Source organism: Pseudomonas sp. CM25, assembly GCF_013179705.1.
In the GTDB taxonomy this organism is placed as follows: domain Bacteria; phylum Pseudomonadota; class Gammaproteobacteria; order Pseudomonadales; family Pseudomonadaceae; genus Aquipseudomonas.
Genome location: NZ_JABMCW010000069.1, coordinates 1 through 20,822 on the forward strand (window position 1 = coordinate 1; position 20,822 = coordinate 20,822).

General features: G+C 62.5%; 20 protein-coding genes. 10 read left to right on the forward strand and 10 right to left on the reverse strand.

Annotated elements, in window-relative coordinates; all coding sequences use genetic code 11:
- On the reverse strand, positions 1 to 893 hold an 893-nt coding region (locus HP546_RS10200; protein WP_172223961.1), incomplete at its 3' end, for an NCS2 family permease.
- A gap of 185 nt (positions 894 to 1,078) precedes the next feature.
- On the opposite strand from HP546_RS10200, the gene HP546_RS10205 reads away from it, so the two are divergent.
- Entirely contained in the window at positions 1,079 to 1,558 is a 480-nt protein-coding gene (locus HP546_RS10205; RefSeq protein ID WP_172223964.1) for an N-acetyltransferase, read from the forward strand.
- Positions 1,559 to 1,592: 34 nt separating this feature from the next.
- Here the strand turns inward: HP546_RS10205 and HP546_RS10210 are convergent, their stop codons facing one another.
- Positions 1,593 to 2,822: an MFS transporter gene (locus tag HP546_RS10210; RefSeq protein WP_172223966.1), complete on the reverse strand. Its 1,230-nt coding sequence runs from the start codon at positions 2,820 to 2,822 to the stop codon at positions 1,593 to 1,595.
- 356 nt (positions 2,823 to 3,178) lie between these two features.
- Here HP546_RS10210 and HP546_RS10215 point away from each other — a divergent pair, with 356 nt between their 5' ends.
- The 3 genes from HP546_RS10215 to HP546_RS10225 are packed head-to-tail and all read left to right on the forward strand — an operon-like array spanning position 3,179 to position 5,791.
- Positions 3,179 to 4,615, forward strand: coding sequence for a cytochrome ubiquinol oxidase subunit I (locus HP546_RS10215; protein WP_172223969.1), 1,437 nt, complete (start codon positions 3,179 to 3,181; stop codon positions 4,613 to 4,615).
- 3 nt (positions 4,616 to 4,618) lie between these two features.
- Positions 4,619 to 5,626 carry a cytochrome d ubiquinol oxidase subunit II gene (gene cydB, locus HP546_RS10220; protein ID WP_172223972.1) on the forward strand — a complete coding sequence of 336 codons (1,008 nt, stop codon included), beginning with the start codon at positions 4,619 to 4,621 and terminating at the stop codon, positions 5,624 to 5,626.
- A gap of 9 nt (positions 5,627 to 5,635) precedes the next feature.
- The gene (locus HP546_RS10225) at positions 5,636 to 5,791 is read left to right on the forward strand and encodes a DUF2474 domain-containing protein (protein ID WP_009682264.1); all 156 of its coding nucleotides are present in this window, start codon (positions 5,636 to 5,638) and stop codon (positions 5,789 to 5,791) included.
- 32 nt (positions 5,792 to 5,823) lie between these two features.
- On the opposite strand, the gene HP546_RS10230 is transcribed toward HP546_RS10225, so the two are convergent.
- Both HP546_RS10230 and HP546_RS10235 read right to left on the reverse strand, forming a co-directional pair.
- Positions 5,824 to 6,960, reverse strand: coding sequence for a methyltransferase (locus HP546_RS10230; RefSeq protein WP_172223975.1), 1,137 nt, complete (start codon positions 6,958 to 6,960; stop codon positions 5,824 to 5,826).
- Between the two features lie 96 nt (positions 6,961 to 7,056).
- On the reverse strand, positions 7,057 to 7,764 hold the full coding sequence (locus tag HP546_RS10235; protein ID WP_172223979.1) for an autoinducer binding domain-containing protein: 708 nt from the start codon (positions 7,762 to 7,764) through the stop codon (positions 7,057 to 7,059).
- A gap of 214 nt (positions 7,765 to 7,978) precedes the next feature.
- Between HP546_RS10235 and HP546_RS10240 the strand changes: the two genes are divergently transcribed.
- On the forward strand, positions 7,979 to 8,755 hold the full coding sequence (locus HP546_RS10240) for a ferredoxin--NADP reductase (RefSeq protein ID WP_172223984.1): 777 nt from the start codon (positions 7,979 to 7,981) through the stop codon (positions 8,753 to 8,755).
- A gap of 32 nt (positions 8,756 to 8,787) precedes the next feature.
- Here the strand turns inward: HP546_RS10240 and mscL are convergent, their stop codons facing one another.
- Entirely contained in the window at positions 8,788 to 9,207 is a 420-nt protein-coding gene (gene mscL / locus HP546_RS10245) for a large-conductance mechanosensitive channel protein MscL (RefSeq protein ID WP_027595230.1), read from the reverse strand.
- A gap of 174 nt (positions 9,208 to 9,381) precedes the next feature.
- Here mscL and radA point away from each other — a divergent pair, with 174 nt between their 5' ends.
- Positions 9,382 to 10,752 carry a DNA repair protein RadA gene (gene radA / locus HP546_RS10250; RefSeq protein WP_172223987.1) on the forward strand — a complete coding sequence of 457 codons (1,371 nt, stop codon included), beginning with the start codon at positions 9,382 to 9,384 and terminating at the stop codon, positions 10,750 to 10,752.
- A gap of 176 nt (positions 10,753 to 10,928) precedes the next feature.
- Here radA and HP546_RS10255 read toward each other — a convergent pair whose 3' ends face one another.
- The 3 genes from HP546_RS10255 to HP546_RS10265 all read right to left on the reverse strand — a co-directional run bounded on the left by HP546_RS10255 (position 10,929) and on the right by HP546_RS10265 (position 13,803).
- Entirely contained in the window at positions 10,929 to 12,446 is a 1,518-nt protein-coding gene (locus HP546_RS10255) for a nucleobase:cation symporter-2 family protein (RefSeq protein WP_172223992.1), read from the reverse strand.
- A gap of 263 nt (positions 12,447 to 12,709) precedes the next feature.
- Entirely contained in the window at positions 12,710 to 13,075 is a 366-nt protein-coding gene (locus tag HP546_RS10260) for a PilZ domain-containing protein (RefSeq protein ID WP_172224009.1), read from the reverse strand.
- 104 nt (positions 13,076 to 13,179) lie between these two features.
- Positions 13,180 to 13,803 (reverse strand): lytic polysaccharide monooxygenase auxiliary activity family 9 protein, encoded by a 624-nt coding sequence (locus HP546_RS10265; RefSeq protein ID WP_172224014.1) that lies wholly within the window; start codon positions 13,801 to 13,803, stop codon positions 13,180 to 13,182.
- 309 nt (positions 13,804 to 14,112) lie between these two features.
- On the opposite strand from HP546_RS10265, the gene HP546_RS10270 reads away from it, so the two are divergent.
- The 3 genes from HP546_RS10270 (at position 14,113) to yjiA (ending at position 17,557) form a co-directional block, all read left to right on the forward strand.
- Positions 14,113 to 16,179 (forward strand): carbon starvation CstA family protein, encoded by a 2,067-nt coding sequence (locus HP546_RS10270; RefSeq protein WP_172224019.1) that lies wholly within the window; start codon positions 14,113 to 14,115, stop codon positions 16,177 to 16,179.
- Positions 16,180 to 16,196: 17 nt separating this feature from the next.
- Entirely contained in the window at positions 16,197 to 16,394 is a 198-nt protein-coding gene (locus HP546_RS10275) for a YbdD/YjiX family protein (RefSeq protein WP_016713459.1), read from the forward strand.
- 185 nt (positions 16,395 to 16,579) lie between these two features.
- Complete coding sequence (gene yjiA / locus HP546_RS10280) at positions 16,580 to 17,557, forward strand: GTPase (protein ID WP_172224022.1); 978 nt, start codon at positions 16,580 to 16,582, stop codon at positions 17,555 to 17,557.
- Here yjiA and HP546_RS10285 read toward each other — a convergent pair.
- Positions 17,517 to 19,004, reverse strand: coding sequence for a methylenetetrahydrofolate reductase C-terminal domain-containing protein (locus tag HP546_RS10285; RefSeq protein WP_172224026.1), 1,488 nt, complete (start codon positions 19,002 to 19,004; stop codon positions 17,517 to 17,519). The two genes, yjiA and HP546_RS10285, sit on opposite strands and share 41 nt — an antisense overlap.
- 227 nt (positions 19,005 to 19,231) lie before the next feature.
- Here HP546_RS10285 and HP546_RS10290 point away from each other — a divergent pair, with 227 nt between their 5' ends.
- Positions 19,232 to 20,056, forward strand: coding sequence for a 5-methyltetrahydropteroyltriglutamate--homocysteine methyltransferase (locus tag HP546_RS10290; RefSeq protein WP_172224031.1), 825 nt, complete (start codon positions 19,232 to 19,234; stop codon positions 20,054 to 20,056).
- Positions 20,057 to 20,118: 62 nt separating this feature from the next.
- Here the strand turns inward: HP546_RS10290 and HP546_RS10295 are convergent.
- Positions 20,119 to 20,822, reverse strand: a 704-nt coding sequence (locus HP546_RS10295) for an acetyl-CoA C-acyltransferase (protein ID WP_172224036.1), incomplete at its 5' end; no start/stop codon positions are given.

Consider the following 20,822-nt stretch of genomic DNA (forward strand, 5'->3'; position numbering starts at 1 on the left):
GAGGTGCCCAGCAACGAGCCGGCCATGGCTGCGGTGCTGTCGGCAATCAGGGCGCGGCCCATCTTCGGCATGTGGCCGTCCTTGCCCATCAGGCCGGCGCGCTTGGCCACGCCGATCAGGGTACCGGAGTTGTCGAACAGGTCGACGAACAGGAAGGCGAAGATCACGCTGACCAGGCCCACGTCCAGCGCGCCGGCAATATCCAGTTGCAGGAAGGTGGGGGCCAGCGATGGCGGCATGGAGACAACACCGGCGAACGGCGTCACGCCCATCACGATCGAGGCGATGGTCACCGCCAGGATGCCGATCAGCACCGCGCCACGCACTTTCAGCGACTCCAGGCCGACGATCAGGAAGAAGCCCAGGGTGGCGAGGATAGGCGCTGGCTGCTTGAGGTCGCCCAGGCCCACCAGGGTAGCCGGGTTATCGACGACGATACCGGCATTGTGCAGCGCGATCAGCGCCAGGAACAGGCCGATGCCGGCAGCGATCGCCGAGCGCAGCGGTAGCGGGATGCTGTTCACGATCCATTCGCGGATGCGGAAGATCGACAGCAGGAAGAACATCACCGCCGACAGGAATACCGCGCCCAGCGCTACCTGCCAGGTGTGGCCCATGTGCAGCACCACGGTGTAGGTGAAGAACGCGTTCAGGCCCATGCCCGGCGCCAGGGCGATCGGGTAGTTGGCGATCAGGCCCATGGTGGTGGAGCCAATGGCCGCTGCCAGGCAGGTGGCGACGAAGATCGCGCCTTTGTCCATGCCGGTCTCGCCGAGAATGCTCGGGTTGACGAACAAGATATAGGCCATGGCCAGGAAGGTGGTGACGCCCGCGAGAATCTCGGTGCGCACATTGGTGTTGTGTGCTCTTAGTTGAAACAGCCTTTCCAGCATGCCCGCTCCCAAGGCGCCCCCGGGCGCCATGAATATATCGACCCCATCAGCAAAGCACAGACCGTACCGGTTGCCGTGGTTTAATCTGGGGCGGAAAAAGCCGCGCATCATACCAGCATGATTGCCAGGCGTTAATGGCGGTAGCGATTCACTGACAAGCTGGGCAGCATTTGAAGGAAGTGGTCATGCAGTTAGTGGACTATGAGCAGTTGAGCGAGCGACAGCGCGATTGCCTCGACACCTTGCAGTTACCCCTCGATCAGCAGTATTACGCAGGGGATATTGCAACCGCGTTGTATAGCCTGCTGAATGCGCGCAGCGACGACACCCGCGGGCTGGTGCTATTGCTGGACGAGATGCCTCGCGTGTTTCTACTGCTTCAGCGTGGTGCGTTTCTCCCCGCGTGGGCCCAGCCAGGTGCCGCAATTGTCAACGCGCTGCAGGTGGACCAGCGTTTTCAGGGGCTTGGCCTGGGCAGTGCATGCATGCGCGCACTCCCCGGACACGTTCGCGCCTTGTGGCCGGATGTCGACCGCCTGCAGTTGTCGGTGCACCCGGACAACCTCGCCGCCCTCGCGCTGTATCGCGCCACAGGCTGGCTGGACAGCGGTAACGGCTACCGTGCCAGGACCGGGTATGAGCGCCAGCTGACCCTCATGCTGTAGCCTCACACCCTGGCTGCGCCAAGCGCCCCGGCGCTTATCCCGCTGGCCTGCTGTGCAATTGGTCGCGTCCCGCCAGTGTGGGGAACAACTTTATCCACACCCCGGTCACCACCAGGGTGCCCACGCCCCCCATCACCACCGCCGGCACTGTGCCAAACCAGTGCGCGGTAACGCCCGATTCGAACTCGCCGAGCTGGTTCGAGGCACCGATGAACAAACCATTGACCGCGCTCACCCGCCCGCGCATTTCATCCGGTGTTTCCAACTGCACGAAGGAACTGCGGATGACCATGCTGATCATGTCTGCCGCGCCCAGCACCACCAGCACCGCGAGCGAAAACCAGAACGAGGTCGACAGGCCAAAGGCAATAGTCGCCACGCCGAATATTCCGACCGCAGTGAACATGGTCCGCCCCACATTCCGTTCGAACGGGAAGCGCGCCAGCCACACCGACATCAGCAACGCGCCTACCGCTGGCGCCGAGCGCAACAGGCCTAGGCCCAGCGGGCCGGTCAGCAGGATGTCCTTGGCAAACACCGGAAGCAGCGCAGTGGCCCCACCCAGCAGTACGGCGAACAGGTCCAGGGAAATGGCGCCGAGAATGTCGGGCCGGCTGCGGATGAAGCGGATGCCGGCCAGCAGTGACTCGATGCTGGCCCGCCCGCGCTGCATGACCTGGCCGCGGGCCTGCAGGCTCAGGGTGAGCACGCAGGCGATGGCGTACAGGGCCACCGTGGGGCCATACACCCAGATGCTGCCAAAGGCATACAGAAAGCCGCCCACCGCCGGCGCCACGATGGTTGCCGACTGGGTGGCCGACGCCGAAGCCGCCACGGCCCGCGGGAACAGCCCGGGCGGCACCACGTTGGGCAATAGCGCCTGGGTAGCCGGCATTTCGAACGAGCGCGTGGCGCCCAGCAGGAAGGCCAGGGCAAAGATCAGCTCGCGGCTGACGTTGTCGGTGGCGCTGCCCACGGCCAGCGCCAGGGCTATCAGCCCCTGCAGGCTCTGGCACAGGGCAGCGATCTTGCGCCGGTCATAGCGGTCGGCGACATGCCCGGTGTGCAGCATGAACAGCACTCGGGGCGCAAACTCGACCAGGCCGACCAGGCCCAGGTCCAGCACGCTGCCGGTCAGCTGGTAGAGGTGCCAGCCAATGGCCACGGTGAGCATCTGGAAGCCGCTGGCGGTGAACACGCGGGCCAGCCAGAAGGCCAGGAAAGGACGGTGGTGGCGCAACAACTGCGGTGCGGGATCGGACATCGGAAACCATGGGCCTCGGCGCAGTAGAGGGGGTGCGCAGCGTATCATCTGTTTGTAACAAACAGTTACTGTTTGCCTGAGTCGGCACCTTTTGACGCGCTTCGGAAGGGGGTGGGACAACCGGTCACGCGGCAAACAACCACACCGCCCGTCAGGCCATTCGGGACTATGCTTCCTAGCATTCGTTGATCTGCATCAACCGTTGCTTTTGCAACGTTCTGTTGACGAATTGGCCTTCGGGCCGGAATCCCTGCGATCGAACAGAACAATTCCAACGCGCCACACTCGACTACCGTGGGGGCAGTGGGCGACCGGGCCACAAGCCCGAACGCCGGATTATCTGAAGAGGAAGCACCATGTTCGGAATAGAGGCCTTAGAGCTCGCCCGAATGCAGTTTGCCTTTACCGTGTCGTTCCACATCCTGTTCCCGGCCATCACCATCGGCCTGGCGAGCTACCTGGCGGTCCTCGAAGGCCTATGGCTGCGGACCCACAACCAGGTCTACCGTGACCTCTATCATTTCTGGTCGAAGATCTTCGCCGTCAACTTCGGCATGGGCGTGGTCTCCGGGCTGGTCATGGCCTACCAGTTCGGTACCAACTGGAGCCGGTTTTCCGACTTCGCCGGTGCTGTCACCGGCCCGCTGCTCACCTACGAAGTCCTGACTGCCTTCTTCCTGGAGGCTGGTTTCCTCGGTGTCATGCTGTTTGGCTGGAACCGCGTCGGCCGTGGCCTGCACTTCTTCTCCACGCTGATGGTGGCGCTTGGCACCTTGGTTTCGACCTTCTGGATCCTGGCCTCCAACAGCTGGATGCAGACCCCGCAAGGCCACGAGATCATCGATGGCCGTGTGGTGCCGGTGGACTGGCTGGCGGTGATCTTCAACCCCTCGTTCCCCTACCGTCTGATGCACATGGCCACTGCCGCATTCGTCTCCACCGCGTTCTTCGTCGGTGCCTCGGCGGCCTGGCACCTGCTGCGCGGGCGTGATAACCCGGCCGTGCGCAAGATGCTGTCGATGGCCATGTGGATGGCGTTGGTGGTCGCCCCTGTCCAGGCGGTGATCGGCGATTTCCACGGCCTCAACACGCTCAAGCACCAACCGGTAAAAATTGCCGCGATCGAAGGCCACTGGGAGAACGTGCCCGGTGAACCGACCCCGCTGATCCTGTTCGGCATCCCCGACATGAAGGCCGAAACCACGCGCTTCAAGGTCGAGATCCCGGCGCTCGGCAGCCTGATCCTGACCCACAGCCTGGACCAGCAGGTCCCGGCCATGAAGGAATTCCCGCCCGAGGACCGGCCCAACTCGACCATTGTGTTCTGGTCGTTCCGGATCATGGTCGGGCTCGGTTTCCTGATGATCTTCGTTGGCCTGTGGAGCCTGTGGCTGCGCAAGCGCGGCACGCTCTACACCTCGCGCCCTTTCCTGCATGTGGCGCTGTGGATGGGGCCTTCCGGGCTGATCGCGTTGCTGGCCGGGTGGTTCACCACCGAAATCGGCCGCCAGCCCTGGGTGGTCTATGGCCTGATGCGCACTGCAGACGGTGTGTCCAACCACAGCTACGCCCAGCTTGGCTTCACCCTGGTGGCCTTCGTGGTGGTCTACTTCGCCCTGTTCGGTACCGGCCTTGGCTACATGATGCGGCTGGTGCGCAAAGGGCCGCAGACCGGCGAGGGCGATGAGCCGAACCCCGGTGGCCCTGGCCAGAAACGCACGCCGGCGCGGCCGCTGTCCGCCGCCGATGATGGCCGTGAGGCCAACTCCGCCAGCCTGAGCAAGGGGAACTGAGCCATGGGTATCGACCTTCCGCTGATCTGGGCCGTGATCATCATCTTCGGCGTCATGATGTACGTGGTGATGGACGGTTTCGACCTGGGCATCGGCATGCTCTTCCCGTTCGTCAAGGACGAGCATGACCGCGATGTGATGATGAACACCGTCGCCCCCGTGTGGGACGGCAACGAAACCTGGCTGGTGCTAGGCGGTGCCGGCCTGTTCGGTGCCTTCCCCATGGCCTACTCGGTGGTGCTCGAAGCGTTGTATCTGCCGCTGATCCTGATGCTTATCGGCCTGATCTTCCGCGGTGTGGCCTTCGAGTTCCGCTTCAAGGCCAAGGCTGACAAGCGGCATCTATGGGACAAGGCGTTCATCGGCGGCTCGCTGGTCGCCACCTTTTTCCAGGGTGTGGCCCTGGGCGCCTTCCTGGAGGGCTTCAAGGTGGTCGACCGGCATTTCGCCGGTGGTACCCTCGACTGGCTCACGCCGTTCAGCCTGTTCAGCGGGTTGGGGCTGATCGTTGCCTACACCCTGTTGGGGTGCACCTGGCTGATCATGAAGACCGAAGGGCCATTGCAGCGCAAGATGCATGACATTGCCCGGCCGCTGGCGCTGGTGCTGCTGGTGGTGATCGGCATCGTCAGCCTGTGGACGCCGATCGCTTATCCGCAGATCGCCGACCGCTGGTTCAGCATGCCTAACCTGCTTTGGTTCATGCCGGTGCCGCTGCTGGTGCTGGTGACCTTCTACGGCTTGCTCAAGGCGGTGGCGCGCAATGCGCACTACACGCCGTTCCTGCTCACCCTGGTGCTGATTTTCCTTGGCTACAGCGGGCTGGGCATCAGCCTGTGGCCGAACATCATCCCGCCGTCGATCTCGATCTGGGAGGCCGCGGCGCCACCGCAAAGCCAGGGCTTCATGCTGGTGGGTACGCTGTTCATCCTGCCGTTCATCCTGGGCTACACGTTCTGGAGCTACTACGTGTTCCGCGGCAAGGTCACCCATGAAGACGGTTATCACTAGGAGTTCCTCATGATGACGGGCAAGCATGGTCTTGAAGAGAAAAAACCGCTGTGGCAGCGGCTGGGCTGGCTGGTGCTGATCTGGGCGTTGAGCGTGGCGGCGCTAGGTGTGGCGGCCTGGGTGATGCGCCTGTTCATGGGGGCTGCGGGGTTGACCACCCATTGAAAGGCGGGGGGGCGCTGTGCGCCCCCTGACGTTTACTTGCGGGCCTTGAGGATCACGAACTTGGGCGTGGCGGCAACCTGCTCCACCCCTCGGAACAACCGCGCCAGCTTGCTGTGATAGCCCAGGTGCCGGTTGCCGACGATATACAGCGCCCCACCCACCACCAGCGCTTCGCGCGCCTGCTGGAACATGCGCCAGGCGAGAAAATCGCCCACCACCTGCTGCTGGTGGAACGGCGGGTTGCACAGCACCACGTCCAGCGACTGTTTTTCCACCCCTGCCAACCCATCGGCTGCCTCGAAGCTTGCCGGGCGCTCGCCCAGCGCGGCTTGCCAGTTCTCGCGCGCCGATTGCACTGCCATGTAAGACTCGTCGACCAGGGTGTACTGGGCGTCCGGGTTGGCCAGGGCACTGGCAATCGCCAGCACGCCGTTGCCACAACCCAGGTCCGCCACCCGCGCACGGCCGAGGTCGCGAGGCAGGTGCGGCAGGAATGCCCGAGTGCCGATATCAAGGCCTTCACGGCAGAACACGTTGGCGTGATTGAGCAGCTCCAGCTCCAGCTCCAGCGCCGGCACGTCAAGGCGGTAGCGGCTAGGGTAGGGAGAGCGTGCGACGGGCCGTTCGGCTACTGTCGCGGTCAGCAAGCGGGCCTTTTTCTCGGCCAGTGAAGCCTGTACCGGGCCGATGTACTTCTCCATCAGGTCGCCAGCGGCGCGTGGCAGGTGCTTGATCATTGCTCCGGCAATTACCTGTGCGCCGGGGGCCAGGTGGCCCTGCAGGCGGATCAGCTGTTCTTCCAGCAGCGCCAGAGTCTTGGGCACGCGCACCAGCACCCGGTCGAACGGGCCTTGCCATTGCTCGCTGGCCGGCACGAACGGCACGCTGTCGAACGCCAGGCCATTGCGTACCAGGTTCTTTTCCAGCGCCAGGTGCGCCAGGTGCGAGTCGCCGCTGCCAACTACCTGCATATGCCCCGCCAGGCTGGCAGCCACGGCGCCAAAGCTGTCATTGAGCACCAGCACCCGGCAGTCAGCCGCAGGCTTCTGCGCGTGCAACTGCGCAAGCAGGTACTCGTCGGCGGCATCGAAGGCCTGTAGCGGGTCGTTGGCCTGCTCCGGCTGGCGGATCAGGTCGAGTGCGGCGTAGGGGGTGGTCAACAGGGGCATGGCGTCTGGCTCGGGTACGAAACTGCCCGTTGCGGTTCGCCCCGGGCTTTGCCGGGCGATTCTACAGGGCTTTGCCCAAGGTCGCAGGATTGCCGGTCAGATCCAGCCGCGCAGGGCGGCGATGGCGATGGCGCCAGCCTTGTTGGCGGCGTTGGTCTTGGTGATAACACTGCGGATGTGGAAGTTGACCGTGCTCTGCGACAGCGACAGGATGCAGGCCACGTCGGCGGCGGTCTTGCCGGCGGCCGACCATCTCAGTACTTCCAGCTCGCGCTCGCTCATTTTAGGTTGTGGCGGGCACAGGGCATTGAGGTGGTGTTCGCCAAGCACCGCATGCAGGGTATGGCAAAGCCACTGCACACTGCCGGCTTTGTCATAGAGCTCATTGATGTCGATATTGACGGCGGGCCTGGCCACGCTGATCTGGCTTTCGTTGTGCTGCAGATCGTGCAAGGACTGCGTCCAGCCATGGCGCAGGCCATGCTTGCAGGCTGCCTCGCGATAATGCGGGGCCTCACTATAGAGCTCGTCGGTCCACAGTACCGGCAGGGTAGAACTGTGGCTCACGTTGGCGGCCGCGTCTTGCTTGTAGAACTCATCGCGCTGATAGCGCTGTATCCACTCGTCCGGGTAGTTGCTGTAAAGGTAGACCCGAGGGGTTTGCGTGGCGATCTGAATGCGAATGTTCAGCCCCAGGTAATCCATGCCAAGGTCCTGCGCCAGATGCACCGCGATATCGAACAGCCTTCGGGGGCTGCGTTCGCTTACAAACGCATGAAGATGCTCGGGTTTCCAGTGCAGCATCTGTAAAACTCCTGGAGGTTGCTGGGCCCAATCCGTTTGGGTACCCGCATGATTGTAGGAAACTACCTACCATATCGCTGGGTTTTTTTTGTTATAGCGATCAGGTTTTTCTGCGACTTCGGCAGGATCGCCCTGGCGGAGGCCCTACAAAGCAATGGTTTTTATCCAGGCCGCTTTGGGCGACACTGTGCGCATGTCAACTTTGGAGCCCGTTATGACCGCCAGCGCCGAAAAATTCACCCGGCAGACCCTGCTCGATGTTCAGCCCCTGACGCCGAACCTCTTCAGCCTGCGGGTTACGCGCGATGCCGGGTTCCGCTTCCGTTCCGGCCAGTTTGCCCGGCTGGGCGTGACCAAGGCCGATGGCAGCGTGGTGTGGCGTGCCTATTCCATGGTCAGTGCGCCGCATGACGAGCACCTGGACTTTTTCTCCATCGTGGTGCCAGGGGGGGAGTTCACCAGTGAGTTGAGCCGGCTGGGGGCAGGGGACACCTTGTTGATCGATCGCCAGGCGTTCGGCTTCCTTACCCTCGACCGCTTCGTCGGTGGCCGCGACCTGTGGTTGCTGGCGACCGGTACTGGCATTGCGCCATTTATGTCGATCCTGCAGGACTTCGAGGCCTGGGAGCGCTTTGACAGCATCAAGCTGGTGTACTCGGTGCGTGAAGCGAAAGAGCTGGCTTATGTGGCTGAAATTGCCGGGTTGGAGCAGCGCGACTACTTGGCCGAGTTTGCCGGCAAGTTGCAGTTCATTCCGGTGGTGACCCGTGAACAGCACCCGGGGGCATTGAATCAGCGTATTACCACACTGATCGAGAATGGCGAGCTGGAGAAGGCGGCGGGGCTGGCGCTTTCGCCGGAGCATTCTCGGGTGATGCTGTGCGGCAACCCGGAGATGATCGACGAGACGCGCAAGGTGTTGAAGGCGCGTGACCTGCAGTTGAGCCTGAGCAAGCGGCCGGGCCAGGTGGCGGTGGAAAACTACTGGTGATAATGGGGGGCGCTCAGCGCCCCCCAGCGGTCTCAAGGCAACCGGTTCTGGTTTTGCGTCTTGAGCAAATCGCGAATTTCGGTCAGCAAGGTTTCTTCAGCGGAGGGCACAGGCGGCGCACTCGGTGCCACGGCCTCTTCACGCTTGAGCCTGTTGATTGCCTTGACCCCCATGAAAATGGCAAAGGCCACGATGACGAAGTCGATCACGGTCTGGATGAACTTGCCATAAGCCAGCACCACCGCCGGGATGTCGCCTTCGGCAGCCTTCAGGGTAATGGCCAGGTCGCTGAAGTCCACGCCACCGATCAGCAGGCCCAGTGGCGGCATGACCACATCACCGACGAAGGACGAGACGATCTTGCCGAAGGCCGCGCCGATGATGATACCGACCGCCATGTCGACGACATTGCCTTTGACCGCGAAGGCCTTGAACTCACTGATCATGCCCATGTTGGGTTCCTTGTAACAAAAGGTAAGGTTAACGCAGTGTAAGCCACTAAAACGCTTCATGCGGTGTTCAGGGCTACTGACTGCGGTTGCAACGAATAGTTTTGTCGCATCCCGAGGCGTTCGAGACACGCTCGGCTCGGCTATGATGGCGGTTTTTTCCAGGAGACCCCACCCATGGCCAAGGCCAAGCGCTTGTATGGCTGCACCGAGTGCGGCGCGACCTTCCCCAAATGGGCCGGCCAGTGCGGCGAATGCGGGGCCTGGAATACCCTGGTCGAGACCATGATCGAAAGCGGTGGTGCCGCTGCGCCCAGTAGCGGCCGTGCCGGCTGGACCGGGCAACAGGCGCAGATCAAGACCCTGGCCGAGGTCAGTGTCGAGGAAATCCCGCGCTTCTCCACCAGCAGTACCGAGCTGGATCGCGTGCTGGGTGGCGGCCTGGTGGATGGCTCGGTGGTGCTGATTGGGGGCGACCCCGGTATCGGCAAGTCGACCATCCTGCTGCAGACATTGTGCAACATCGCCGTGGGCATGCCGGCGCTGTACGTCACCGGTGAGGAGTCGCAACAGCAGGTGGCCATGCGCTCGCGGCGCCTGGGCCTGCCCCAGGACCAGCTCAAGGTGATGACCGAAACCTGCATCGAAACCATCATTGCCACCGCCCGCCAGGAAAAGCCGCGGGTGATGGTGATCGACTCGATCCAGACCATTTTCACCGAACAGTTGCAATCAGCCCCCGGCGGTGTGGCCCAGGTGCGCGAGAGCACGGCGTTGCTGGTGCGCTACGCCAAGCAGAGCGGTACCGCGATTTTCCTGGTCGGTCACGTCACCAAGGAAGGCTCGCTGGCCGGCCCGCGGGTACTTGAGCACATGGTCGACACCGTGCTGTATTTCGAAGGTGAGTCCGATGGCCGCCTGCGCCTGTTGCGCGCGGTGAAGAACCGCTTTGGCGCAGTCAACGAGCTGGGCGTGTTCGGCATGACCGACCGGGGCCTGAAAGAGGTCTCCAACCCGTCGGCGATCTTCCTCAACCGGGCCCAGGAAGAAGTGCCAGGCAGTGTGGTGATGGCAACCTGGGAGGGCACCCGGCCGATGCTGGTGGAGGTGCAGGCGCTGGTCGATGACAGCCACCTGGCCAACCCGCGTCGGGTAACCCTGGGCCTGGACCAGAATCGCCTGGCCATGTTGCTGGCGGTTTTGCACCGTCACGGTGGTATTCCCACCCATGACCAGGACGTGTTCCTCAACGTGGTGGGCGGGGTGAAGGTGCTGGAAACGGCCTCGGACCTGGCGCTGCTGGCGGCGGTGATGTCCAGCTTGCGCAATCGGCCATTGGCCCATGGCCTGCTGGTGTTTGGCGAGATCGGCCTGTCGGGCGAGGTGCGGCCGGTGCCCAGTGGCCAGGAGCGGCTTAAAGAGGCGGCCAAGCATGGTTTCAAGCGGGCCATCGTGCCCAAGGGTAATGCGCCGAAAGATCCGCCGGCAGGGTTGCAGGTTATTGCCGTGACCCGGCTGGAACAGGCGCTGGATGCATTGTTCGAGTGATCCTTGGCCTGTCAGGGCCCTATCGCCGGCAAGCCAGCTCCCACAGGTACTGCACAGGATTCGGAACCTGTGGCGTTCTTGTGGGAGCTGGCTTGTCGGCGATAGGGCCTGACAGGCAAACGAAAAAGGGGCCGACGATGCGCGTCGGCCCCTCCACTTCACCGCTCAGTCAGCGGTCAATGTTCGGCAACCGCCGCACGCCTGACTGTCTCGTTGCCATGCTCGTCCATTTCCAGCATCGGCACTTCATTGCCTTCGGCATCGAACAGCTTGCCATCCTTGAAGTAGTCCCCGTCACGCAGCGCGGAAATGTCCGAATACTGGATGGTGCGCTCGTAGGCTGCAGCGAACACCGACTGGTTTTCCGAGTTGCCGGTGGTGAAGTGGTTGAAGATCAGGTTCAGCAGGATGGCCATGATCGCCGCCGAGCTGATGCCCGAGTGGAAGATGGTCTCGAACCAGTTCGGGAAGTGGTGATAGAAGTTGGGTGCGGCAATCGGGATCATGCCGAAGCCCAGCGAGGCCGCGACGATGATCAGGTTGACGTTGTTCTTGTAGCTGACCTTGGACAGGGTGCGAATACCACTGGCCGCCACGGTGCCGAACAGCACGATGCCGGCGCCGCCCAGTACCGGGGTAGGGACGGCGGCGATGACCCGGCCCATGACTGGCAGCAGGCCGAGCACCACCAGGATCACGCCACCGGTGGCTACCACGTAGCGGCTCTTGACCCCGGTTACGGCGACCAGGCCAACGTTCTGGGCGAATGCGCTCTGGGTGAACGAACCGAAGATCGGCGCCAGGATGCTCGACGCCATGTCGGCGCGCAGGCCGTTGCCCAGGCGCTTGGAGTCGACCTTGGTGTCGATGATCTCACCCACGGCGAGTATATCGGCCGAGGTTTCCACCAGGGTCACCATGATCACGATGCACATCGACAGGATCGCGGCAATGTGGAATTCCGGCATGCCGAAGTGGAACGGCGTGGGGAAGGCGAACATCGGCCCTTCGGCGACCTTGCTGAAGTCGGTCATGCCCAGCGCCCAGGCGATCAAGGTGCCGACCACCATGGCCAGCAGGATCGACAGGCGCGAGATGGTCGCGCTGCCCAGCTTGCTCAGCAGCAGCACGATGGCGAAGGTCAGCGCCGCCAGGCCGATGTTGGCCATGCTGCCGAACTCCGGCGAGGCGCTGTTGCCACCCATCACCCAGCGCGCGGCAACCGGCATCAGGGTCAGGCCGATGATGGTGATGACGATACCGGTCACCAGCGGCGGAAAGAACTTGGTGATGCGTGAGAACACCGGGGTGATCAGAAAGCCGATCAGCGAGGCTGCCATGACCGCACCGAGCACGCCCGGCAGACCACCACCGCCTTCGCTGCTGAGGATTGCGCCCATGGTCGCCACACCGGCGAAGGACACGCCCTGCACCAGCGGCAATTGACAGCCGAAGAACGGCAAGCCGAGGGTTTGCAGCAGGGTGGCCAGGCCACCGGCAAACAGCGAAGCGGCGATCAGCATGCCGATTTCGGCGCCATTCAGGCCTGCGGCCTGCCCCAGGATCAGGGGCACCGCGACGATCCCGCCATACATGGTCAGCACATGCTGCAGACCATAGGCCAGGTTGGCTCCAAGGCCGAGGTTTTCATCCTCGGGGCGCGGGGCGGGAGACGTGCTAGGGGACGTAGTCATGGAGCAGGCTCTCTGTTTATTTTTGTGTTGCTACTGTAGACACTTCCTACAAATGATTGCCACAAGAATTGTATACAATATTTTGATCGGAGCGCGCACAAGGCGGCGCTCCAGACGTGCGAGAACCCAATGCAGAAGGCGTACCAACTCATCAAATGCTGTACTAGAGGGGTGTGTACAAAGCATTGCTACCCAGGCTTAAAGCTGTCTGGGTAGACAGGAAACACAAGGCGGGGAGGCTATTAGCTAGCTAAGAGATTTCATTATTCGATCAGTTCGCGCAGCTCACGCATCATTTCGGTGCTGTCAGCCACGTTCAATTCCACAAGACGGTGCAGGTGGGTCAGCGATTCGATGTCGATGTAGAGGCAGATGAAGCCCAGACGCGTGGCTTCTTCATGGCGCAGTTCCACCTGCATCTGCACGCGGGTGTCGAGGGCGAGGTGGATGACTGCGTCGAAATCCTGAGTCAGGTCGGCGTCCCAATGGGCGGGTCGCTCGACCAGCAAGCCTTTGAGTGAAAGGTCCAGCAGTTTCACCGGCCAGCGGCGATCGCCCTGGCGCAGCTCGGTAGGGGCGTCGAAGGCAATACGCTGGAAACGGCGGCGGTCGTCGGCGGAAGTGGTCATGGCGGGCCCCTCGTCAGTTGCACTGACTATAGACCAGCCATGGCCTTGTTTGACGAATGATGAGCGGCAAGCAGCATTGATGAAAATAGCCGCCCCATTCGATTTCACCTGTCGACGAAATTCAGATCCACCACTTGGTAAAAGGCTTTGTCGGTTTCGGCAATTTCCCATACACCCAGCAGCACGTGATAACCCTTGCGCTCAGGCAGGAGCAGTTTGTGAACAGTCGGTTGCTCGGGCCACATTTCATTGTCCGTGAAACCCCAATAGGGTTGTCGTTCATTGAGATAAGACTTGAATGGTTTGGATTCGAACTGTTCACGGGCCAGCGGCTGTCTGTGATCCCAGCCGTCTTTGGTGATGAAATAGTTGAAACGACGGTATTTGTGGCGTGCACTGAATTGCCAGACAAACTCAAGGGGCGTGCCACTGATCACATCATGCTTGTCCCAGTCGATATCGGTCTTGTCCAGATATGCGGCAGCCGGTCTTTCGCCGCTGGCAATTTTGCCATCGGCGGGTGGCGCCATATTGGGTACATCGTCTTTGGCGTATGGGTCGGTTATTCCCCCGCTCGTTTCGGGGAAAAACTTGCCACTTTCGATGCCATTGTGAAGGTTTCCTTCGATCTGGCCCCGTTCCTCGGCGAACGTGGCTCGACTCTTGGGCGTGGTTATTGATCCATGCGCGGGGGTAATGGGGGCTGATGCCGGTTTCCGAATCGTCATGATCTTTCCCTTTAGCGAGTCCCAGAAAACTGCTGGACATTGGTTGTGTGCTTGTTCGCAAGCGGTACTTCTCAGATGGCAACCCGAAGCCCTGGTCATTGAATGCGTGCGCGCCGCCATTCACAACTGGCAGAAATGTCAGGTAGTTGGTGGAGATGGTCGGAACCGCACAACGCGGGGAATGCGGGCGGCAGCGTTCTAGAGCGCGCCGCTGGCCGGGGGTGAGTGCCAATTCGATATGGTAAAGCAGCCAAGCAGGCCCTAGACTCAAGGAGCTGTCTATTCCAACCACTTAGCTGGAAGCATGCCATGAACAACAATAACAGCCTGCTACGCCACATCCCGTGGCTGGCGCTGGCGGTCATAGGAGCCTGCGCGCTGGGTGTTGTCGCCCTGCGTCGTGGTGAAGCGATCAATGCCTTGTGGATCGTGGTCGCTTCGGTGGCCATCTACCTGGTCGCCTACCGTTACTACAGCCTGTTCATCGCCACCAAGGTGATGCAACTCGACCCTCGCCGAGCCACCCCAGCGGTGCTCAACAACGATGGCCTGGACTACGTTCCGACCAACAAGCACATCCTCTTCGGTCACCACTTCGCCGCCATCGCTGGCGCCGGCCCGCTGGTCGGCCCGGTGCTTGCCGCGCAAATGGGCTACCTGCCCGGCACGTTGTGGCTGATTGCCGGCGTGGTACTGGCCGGTGCGGTGCAGGACTTCATGGTCCTGTTCCTGTCTACCCGCCGCAATGGCCGCTCGCTGGGCGACATGGTGCGCGAGGAGATGGGCCGCATTCCCGGCACCATCGCCTTGTTCGGCTGCTTCCTGATCATGATCATCATCCTCGCGGTGCTGGCGCTGATCGTGGTCAAGGCCCTGGCCGAAAGCCCATGGGGCATGTTCACGGTGATGGCGACCATCCCGATCGCGATGTTCATGGGCATCTACATGCGCTACATCCGCCCGGGCCGCATCGGCGAAATCTCGGTTATCGGTGTTGTCCTGCTGCTGACCTCGATCTGGCTGGGGGGCCAGATTGCCGCGGATCCGACCTGGGGCCCGGCGTTCACCTTCACCGGGGTGCAGATCACCTGGATGCTGGTGGGTTACGGTTTCGTCGCCGCTGTGCTGCCGGTCTGGCTGGTGCTGGCACCGCGTGACTACCTGTCGACCTTCCTCAAAATCGGCACCATCGTCGGCCTGGCCATCGGTATCCTGATCATCGCGCCCGAGCTGAAAATGCCGGCGCTGACCCAGTTCACCGACGGCACCGGCCCGGTGTGGAAGGGCACCTTGTTCCCGTTCCTGTTCATCACCATCGCTTGCGGTGCGGTGTCCGGTTTCCACGCGCTGATCTCCTCGGGCACCACGCCCAAGCTGCTGGATAACGAAACCAACGCCCGCTACATCGGCTACGGCGGCATGTTGATGGAGTCGTTCGTCGCCATCATGGCCATGGTCGCCGCCTCGGTGATCGAGCCGGGTGTGTACTTCGCCATGAACAGCCCGGCTGCAGTGGTCGGTGCCGATGTCGTGTCGGTGGCGCAGACGGTCAGCAGCTGGGGCTTCCTGATCACGCCGGAGCAACTGGAGGCGGTTGCCCGCGATATCGGCGAGCACACCGTGCTGGCTCGCGCCGGCGGTGCGCCGACCCTGGCGGTGGGTATCGCGCAAATCCTGCACCAGGTGCTGCCGGGTGAAAACACCATGGCCTTCTGGTACCACTTCGCGATCCTGTTCGAGGCGCTGTTCATCCTTACCGCAGTAGACGCCGGGACCCGTGCCGGGCGCTTCATGCTGCAGGACCTGCTGGGCAGCTTCGTACCTGCACTCAAGCGCACCGAATCGTGGGGGGCAAACCTGCTCGCCACTGCTGGCTGCGTGGCCATGTGGGGCTACCTGTTGTATCAAGGGGTGATCGACCCGTTGGGCGGCATCAATACCCTGTGGCCGCTGTTCGGTATCTCCAACCAGATGCTGGCGGGTATCGCCTTGATGCTCGGCACCGTTGTGCTGATCAAGATGAAGCGTCAACGCTACATCTGGGTCACACTGCTGCCGGCCGTCTGGCTGCTGATCTGCACCACCGCCGCAGGCCTGATCAAGCTGTTCGACCCGAACCCGGCAGTTGGTTTCCTGGCCCTGGCCAACAAGTACAGCACCGCGCTGGATGCCGGGCAGGTGCTGGCCCCGGCCAAGGACATCGGCCAGATGCAACACGTGATTTTCAACGCCTACACCAACGCTGGCCTCACCATCCTGTTCTTGCTGGTGGTCTTCAGCATCCTGTTCTTCGCCCTCAAGGTTGGCTACGCCGCCTGGGGTCGCAAGGAGCGTACCGACAAGGAAACGCCGTTCCAGGCGTTGCCTGACGCGTAATCGAGAGGACTGCAGTTATGTTCAACGACCTGGGTCGACTGGGTAAATACCTGGGGCAGGCAGCCCGCCTGATGGTCGGCATGCCCGACTACGACAACTACGTCGAGCACATGCAGAAGACGCACCCGGACAAGCCGGTCATGACGTACGAGGAATTTTTCCGCGAACGTCAGGAAGCGCGATACGGTGGCAAGTCCGGGCCCAAGTGCTGCTGAACCTGGGGGCTGGCGCGGTCCTGTAGGAGCGGCCTTGTGTCGCGAAAGGGCCGCGGAGCGGCCCCAGGTTTCCAGCTTTGCAGCAAATATCGCCGGGGCCGCTTTGCGGCCCTTTCGCGACACAAGGCCGCTCCTACAGGGATCGCGCCACCTTCCAAATTCCCACTGCACAGGAGATGTTCTGCGTGCAGACGCCTATTCCCGTAACCGTACTCACCGGCTTCCTGGGTGCCGGCAAGACCACCCTGCTCAAGCACATGCTCAAGGCCGAGCACGGCCTGAAGATCGCGGTGATCGAAAACGAATTCAGCGAGGCCGGCATCGACAGCCAGCTGCTGGGCGACGAGCCGGTGCAGGTGATGACCCTGGCCAACGGCTGCGTCTGCTGCAGCATCCATGGCGACCTGACCCGCGCCTTGTACCTGCTGCTCGAACGCCTGGACGCCGGCGAAATCGCCTTCGACCGCCTGGTGATCGAATGCACCGGCCTGGCCGACCCGGCGCCGGTGGCACAGACTTTTTTCATTGATGAGGAACTGCGTGAGCGCTATATCCTCGACGGTATCATCACCCTGGTCGATGCCGCTCATGCCGAGGTGCACCTGACCCAGGCCATTGCCCAGGCCCAGGTCGGCTTTGCCGATCGCTTGCTGCTTAGCAAGACCGACCTGGTCGAGCCCGCTGCGGTCGAAGCTCTGAGCGAGCGCCTGGTGCGTATCAATGGCAGGGCCGCTATTCGCACCGTCGACCACGGCCGCGTCGACCTGGCCGAGCTGCTGGATGTGCGGGGTTTCAACCTCAACCCCGACCTGGGCGCGAACCTGAAACCCACGTTACGCCCAGTACTCAAGCCTGCCACCCCGGACCGCATCTCTACCCTGGTGCTGCGCACAGAAACCGCGCTGGATATCGACCGCCTCAGCGCGTTCATGAACGAGCTGCTGGAAACCCACGGCAAACAGCTGTTGCGCTACAAAGGCGTGCTGAATATTGCCGGCGAAGACCGCAAGCTGGTGTTCCAGGGGGTGCTCAAGCTCTACGGCTTCGACTGGGACGCCGAATGGGCCGAAGGGGAAACACGCGAAAGCGTCATGGTATTCATTGCCGACGAACTGCCCGAAGCTATGATTCGGGCTGGGTTCGAGGCGTTGGCTGCGGGCTGATCCGGCGCGGCGTCTGCGCTGCGAACCACTGCGGCCATGAGCTGCGGTGGCGGGTTTGGACCTCGATGCACGGGATCAGGCGCTCGGTCAGTACGGCGGTTTGCCGCACCGCCTTGGCAGTGCGGTACTTGATGCTGTGTATGCACTCGCGGTCGCCGAACTCGCAGCGGTTCAGCGCGGTCCCCCCGCAGGGGCCGTTGGCCAGGCCCTTGGGGCAGGATTCCGGACAGATATACAAGGTATCTTCCAGGCGGCAGGTGCCGCAGGTGTCACAACCCAGCAGCGGCCGCTTCACGCTGCGCTCCACACTGTGCAGCACTTGTGCGCCCAGGCGCGTTGCCCATAGTGGCTGGCTCACCGCCCAACCAAAAGCCTTGCTCAAGGCGTTGCCGCGGCTGAACAGCAGTGAATGCATGCCATGCATGAGGTGATAGCGCGCTTTCTCCTTGAATGAGGCATCGATCCGCGACTCGCCCGCGCGCCATGCGGCCTGCGGCGGATGGAAACTGACTGCCGGCAGACCGGGCAGCTGCCAGCTTTCGTGCCAGGCGGGTGCCCACTGCTCCAGCGTGTGGACCTGCGTTTGCCAGTGCTCGATGCGGGCCTCCAGGGCCAGCAATTGCTTGAGCTCATGAATTCCCGACAAGTGCACCCCGGCGTAGCCCATCAGCTTCACACCGATGATCTGCAAGGCCAGGCGGTCGACGCTGCGCGCCTGGGTAAACGCCTTGGACTGTGCCGCTTCGGCTTCGAGCATGTCACGCATGGACGGCGACACGGTCACGCCCGCCACGTGGTCGAGCATGGCCGCACGCCCATGGGTCAGGCTCATCAGGCAGGCGAGCATTGGCTTGGGCGAGGCCTGGCGGTTCATCCAGTGCATGGCTTCCTGATGCTTGTCGGCATCGAAGCCCAGTTGCAGGGTGAGAAAGTCGGCACCCGCCGCCAGTTTTTTCTCGGCCTTGAAATACTGGGCGCCGCCTTCTTCTTCGCAGTACTTGAACGGGTTGAGCGCGGCGCCAAGCAACCAGTGTGGGCAAGCCTGACGGGCGATCTGCAGTGCGGCGACCGACTCCAGATAGCGTACCGGCCGCTGGCCTGGCTGGTGGCCGGGCAGGCGGTCGCCCGTGAGCAGCAATAGCTGGTCAAGGCCGGCAGCGTCCATGCGTTGCAATTGCGCGAGCAGGTGCTGGCGCTCGCGGTCCTTGCCGGAAAAGTGCGGCAGCACCGGCAGTGGCTTGCTGAACGAGGCGTGGGCGTCGAGCGGCGACATGTCCAGCGGGCTGCCGACACGGTCGCCAATGGCCACGGTCATCGGCCAGCCGCACAGGTGCGCACGGGCCATGATCGCCTCCATGGCGGCGAAGCGTTCTGCGGAAGGCTTGGGGACGAACTCCATGACGCAGACGAAGTGTTGTTCGCGCAGCGCGGTTTTCAGCAGGCTCATGGGGCCGGGCACCTGGGTTGGTCAGGGTGGCATTGTGCGGCAGAAGACGGGTCAGGTCATGTCCGGATGCGCAGGGTGGTGCTCTGAATGAGACACACAGGCCCGTACCGGTCCTGAAACATGATCATGAGAAATTCTTGAGTTCATCTCAAATTTAATGAGTTTGTTTCAAAAGGCCATCCGCCGGAAAATTCTCTTATTCATTTATGCAGGCTAAGGGACAACACATGGCACTGGCACACAACCTGGGCTTTCCACATATCGAAGGTGACCTCGAGCTGCGTGCGCGCCACTGGCAGATGCAGAAAGACGCCGGCATCGAGCTGCTGTCACTCGGCAACACGGCATGGGGCGATCACGCGCTGGCCACTGGGGATCAGCCGTTTGCCGTGAACTGGGAGCATCTCTTCGAAGAAGTGGAGCAAGCCAAGGCGCTTGGTCATACGGTCAAGCCGGTGCTGATCGGCCCTTTGACCTACCTGTGGCTGGGCAAGACCCACGGCGGCGACTGCGACAAGCTGGAGCTGCTCGATCGCCTGCTGCCAGTGTATGACCAGGCCCTCAACCGCCTGGCTGCCCTGGGCGTCGAATGGGTGCAGATCGATGAGCCGATCCTCGCCCAGGCGCTGCCACAGGACTGGAAAAACGCCTACGAGCGCGTCTACAACATTCTTCAGCGCGCTCCGCTGAAAAAGCTGATCGCCACTTACTCCGGTGGCCTGGATGGCAACCTCGGCCTGGCCGCCAACCTGCCGGTCGATGGCCTGCATATCGACCTGGTCCAGGCCCCTGAGCAGTACCCGACCATCCTTGATCGCCTGCCGACCTACAAGGTGTTGTCGCTGGGCCTGATCGACGGCGCCGATGCCGCACCTTGCGACCGGCAAACGACCCTGAACCTGCTGCGTGATGCTCACGAGCGCCTGGGTGAGCGGCTGTGGCTGGCGCCCTCCTGCTCGCTGCTGCGCAGCCCGGTGGAGTTGGCCGTGCAGAAATGCCAGCAAGTGGCGGCGCTGGCGGCGGAGCTGCAGCAGAACCGCATCGCGGCTTGATCATGGGTGGCCAGGGCAGGCTACGTAAAACCCTTGTAATGCCGGCTCAAATCAATCCGGGATCAACGCTCGATCGCCAGAGCCACCCCTTGGCCACCGCCAATGCACAGGGTAGCCAGGCCTTTCCTGGCATCGCGCTTGATCATCTCGTGCAGCAAGGTCACCAGTACCCGGCACCCGGACGCCCCAATCGGGTGGCCGAGGGCAATCGCCCCGCCATTCACGTTGACCCGCGAAGCATCCCACTCCAGTGCCTTGCCCACGGCCAGCGCTTGCGCGGCAAAGGCTTCGTTGGCTTCGATCAGGTCCAGATCGGCCAACTGCCAGCCGGCTTTGTCCAGGCAGCGCTGGGTGGCCGAAACCGGGCCGATACCCATGATCGCCGGGTCTACACCGGCGCTTGCATACGCTGCCACCCTGGCCAGCACCGGCAAGCCCAACGCCTTGGCTTTGCTGGCACTCATCAGCAGCACGGCGGCGGCGCCGTCATTCAGGCTGGAAGCATTGCCTGCGGTGACGCTGCCATCCTTCTTGAACGCCGGGCGCAGTTTGCCCAGGGATTCGGCGGTGGTGTCCGTGCGTGGTTGTTCGTCACGGGCAAACACCTTTGGGTCGCCCTTTTTCTGCGGTAGCACGATTGGGGTGATTTCGTCATCGAAACGGCCAGCCTCGATAGCCGCCACCGCTTTGAGCTGCGATTCGGCGGCGAAGGCATCCTGCTGTTCACGGCTGAGGCCGTACTTGGCCACCAGGTTTTCGGCGGTGA

Coding starts and splice junctions, on each gene's coding strand:
- HP546_RS10215 (WP_172223969.1), top strand. CDS start 3,179: ATGTTCGGAATAGAGGCCTTAGAGCTCGCCCGAATGCAGTTTGCCTTT.
- HP546_RS10260 (WP_172224009.1), bottom strand. CDS start 13,075: ATGACCACTTCCGCCGACGACCGCCGCCGTTTCCAGCGTATTGCCTTC.
- HP546_RS10285 (WP_172224026.1), bottom strand. CDS start 19,004: ATGAGCCTGCTGAAAACCGCGCTGCGCGAACAACACTTCGTCTGCGTC.
- HP546_RS10270 (WP_172224019.1), top strand. CDS start 14,113: ATGAACAACAATAACAGCCTGCTACGCCACATCCCGTGGCTGGCGCTG.
- HP546_RS10265 (WP_172224014.1), bottom strand. CDS start 13,803: ATGACGATTCGGAAACCGGCATCAGCCCCCATTACCCCCGCGCATGGA.
- radA (WP_172223987.1), top strand. CDS start 9,382: ATGGCCAAGGCCAAGCGCTTGTATGGCTGCACCGAGTGCGGCGCGACC.
- HP546_RS10255 (WP_172223992.1), bottom strand. CDS start 12,446: ATGACTACGTCCCCTAGCACGTCTCCCGCCCCGCGCCCCGAGGATGAA.
- HP546_RS10205 (WP_172223964.1), top strand. CDS start 1,079: ATGCAGTTAGTGGACTATGAGCAGTTGAGCGAGCGACAGCGCGATTGC.
- HP546_RS10290 (WP_172224031.1), top strand. CDS start 19,232: ATGGCACTGGCACACAACCTGGGCTTTCCACATATCGAAGGTGACCTC.
- mscL (WP_027595230.1), bottom strand. CDS start 9,207: ATGGGCATGATCAGTGAGTTCAAGGCCTTCGCGGTCAAAGGCAATGTC.
- cydB (WP_172223972.1), top strand. CDS start 4,619: ATGGGTATCGACCTTCCGCTGATCTGGGCCGTGATCATCATCTTCGGC.
- HP546_RS10225 (WP_009682264.1), top strand. CDS start 5,636: ATGATGACGGGCAAGCATGGTCTTGAAGAGAAAAAACCGCTGTGGCAG.
- HP546_RS10275 (WP_016713459.1), top strand. CDS start 16,197: ATGTTCAACGACCTGGGTCGACTGGGTAAATACCTGGGGCAGGCAGCC.
- HP546_RS10210 (WP_172223966.1), bottom strand. CDS start 2,822: ATGTCCGATCCCGCACCGCAGTTGTTGCGCCACCACCGTCCTTTCCTG.
- HP546_RS10240 (WP_172223984.1), top strand. CDS start 7,979: ATGACCGCCAGCGCCGAAAAATTCACCCGGCAGACCCTGCTCGATGTT.
- HP546_RS10230 (WP_172223975.1), bottom strand. CDS start 6,960: ATGCCCCTGTTGACCACCCCCTACGCCGCACTCGACCTGATCCGCCAG.
- HP546_RS10235 (WP_172223979.1), bottom strand. CDS start 7,764: ATGCTGCACTGGAAACCCGAGCATCTTCATGCGTTTGTAAGCGAACGC.